The organism is Escherichia sp. MOD1-EC7003 (assembly GCF_002965065.1).
In the GTDB taxonomy this organism is placed as follows: Bacteria; Pseudomonadota; Gammaproteobacteria; order Enterobacterales; family Enterobacteriaceae; genus Escherichia.
Genome location: NZ_PTRE01000214.1, coordinates 1 through 2,495 on the forward strand (window position 1 = coordinate 1; position 2,495 = coordinate 2,495).

The 2,495-nt window shown below is 52.8% G+C and carries 2 pseudogenes; one reads left to right on the forward strand and one right to left on the reverse strand.

The features are described from left to right. Positions 1–59 precede the first annotated feature (59 nt). Positions 60–1,022: pseudogene (locus tag A7090_RS23870) on the forward strand (kinase); the annotation flags it as partial. A gap of 443 nt (positions 1,023–1,465) precedes the next feature. On the opposite strand, the pseudogene tnpC reads toward A7090_RS23870, so the two are convergent. Then, positions 1,466–2,495: pseudogene (gene tnpC / locus A7090_RS23875) on the reverse strand (IS66 family transposase); the annotation flags it as partial.

Consider the following 2,495-nt stretch of genomic DNA (forward strand, 5'->3'; position numbering starts at 1 on the left):
AGTCATCCTGTTTACCTCTTTCTCAGGGAGTTTAGTCTCCAGGATTCCCGGGGCGGTTCAATCCAGAAATGGGACATGCCTGCATCATTGACGTAGACGGCCTGGTTGTCCCTGGAAAGTATCCTCCCGACGTCGTGGGTACCCCGGATTTTATCGCTCCGGAAGTGGTGAAAACCAGCCATCTTTCCAAAGAGGATCCGAACCGCGTATTGCCAAGCATTACTACTGACCGTCATGCGCTGTCGGTGCTTATCTACATGTATCTGTTCTTCCGTCATCCGCTACGTGGCGGAAAAATACATGACATGTCGGATGAAGTACGTGATGAGACCTTATCTATGGGTGAGAAGGCGCTCTTCATTGAACATCCGACAGACAAAAGCAATGCAGTCAAAGTCAGTCAGCTATCCTCCTTTTCACTGCCCTGGGCTGACCCGGAGAAAATTCCTTACACCATCATGGGCCCTTATCTGACGCCTTTGTTTGAACGCGCCTTTATTGATGGCTTACACGATGCCACTAAACGCCCGACCGCCGATGAGTGGGAAAGTGCCCTGGTTAAAACAGTTGATCTGATACAGCCCTGCCAGAACAAGGCGTGTGAACAGAAATGGTACGTTTTCTCAGGTAAGACAAAGCCGGTTTGTCCCTACTGCAGTACGCCATACAAGGGTAAATTACCGGTTCTAAATTTATATTCATCCCGAAAGGAAGGCAGTTATCGTCCTGACGATCACCGGTTGATGGTGTGGAGCGGGCAGTCAATCTATGCGTGGCATGTGAATCGCCTCATTGCGCCAAATGAGCGCACAACCGATGCACAAAGGAAACGAGTTGGGTATTTTGTTTTCCATAACGATCAGTGGTGGTTAGTAAATGAAGGCATAAATGGGCTTATGTCATTACCGGATAAACGACAGATTGCCATTGGTGAAAAAATTGAACTGACGAATAACGCTCAGTTTGTTCTGTCAAAGGAGGAAGGCGGCAGGCTAGTCGTCGTTCAGTTAGTTGAAAACTAACGGACGCCCATAACGACTAAAACCTTCTGGCAGCATACTGAACCTGTTTAATAAATCACTATATTAAGCTGTGTCAAATTTAAGCTGCCAGAAAAACTGCCTGTGCCTGATATGCGGTTCACCGACTGCGGCAATGGTTTAATGCGCAAAGTCCAATTTATTTATAAGAGTGAATAGTTTTGTGGCCCTACCCTGCTGCTCTCCTTTCCTGTGTCATGGTTTTTAACATCTGAAATACTGACATTGTTAAGTCGCGAACTCCAGCCGGAAGTGACTCACCAGTTCAGGGTGGTTCAGGCCACGGTGTACCAGCCATGCCTGCGCCTCCGGGCTGTCCAGCAGATTACGGTGATAGAAGTCCGTCACCTGACGCGTAACCGGCTCATTTAAACCGTCTGGTCTGTTTGTAAGCGTACAGCGAGGGCCGTATTGACGGGGATGTGTTATTCAGCTGGCAGTGCTATGCGCCACGGAAGCAGTTCGCTGACCCGGTTGACCGGCCAGTCTGCTATGACGCCAAGCACATGGCGAAGGTAGCTTTCTGGATCCACGTCATTCAGTTTGCACGTCCCGATCAGGCTGTACAGTAGCGCTCCCCGCTCACCACCATGGTCAGAGCCGAAGAACAGGAAGTTTTTACGACCCAGACTGACCGCCCGCAGGGCATTTTCAGCGATGTTGTTGTCGATTTCCACCCAGCCATCGTTCGCATAGTACGTCAGTGCCGGCCACTGGTTAAGTGCGTACGCGCACGCCTTCGCCAACTCTGAGTGTCGCGACAGGGTCTTCATCTTTTCACGCAACCAGCTTTCCAGGGATTTCAACAGCGGTTTCGTTTTTCGCTGACGTTCAGCAAGCCGCTGCTCTGCCGGCATTCCCCTTATATCCGCCTCTATGGCGTACAACTGACCGATCTGCTCCAGGGCTTCTTCCGTCAGTGCTGACGGGATGCGGACGTGCACATCGTGGATCTTTCGGCGGGCATGAGCCCAGCAGGCAGCTTCCGTTATCCGACCATTGCGATACAGCTCGTTGAACCCGGCGTACGCATCCGCTTGCAGCACACCGCTGAAGCAAGCAAGATGAGTCTGCGGATGGATGCCTTTCCTGTCCGGGCTGTAAGCGAACCACACTGCAGGTGCCAACGCTGACCCGGCATTGCGGTCGTCACGAACATACGCCCACAACCGCCCGGTCTTCGTTTTCTTATTGCCTGGCAACAGCACCGGGACAGGCGTGTCATCAACATGGAGCTTACCGTCAGTCAGCACATAGCCATGAAGCGCCTCTTCCAGCGGAGACAGCAGCCGGCAGCATGCATCCACCCAGCCCGACAGCAGTGAACGGCTCAGCTCCACACCTTGCCGGCCGTATATTTCTGACTGGCGCTACAGCGGGGTGTGCTCTGCATACTTCGAGGTCAGCACGCGGGCCAGCAGCCCCGGTCCGGCGATACCCCGCCCGACGGGCCGC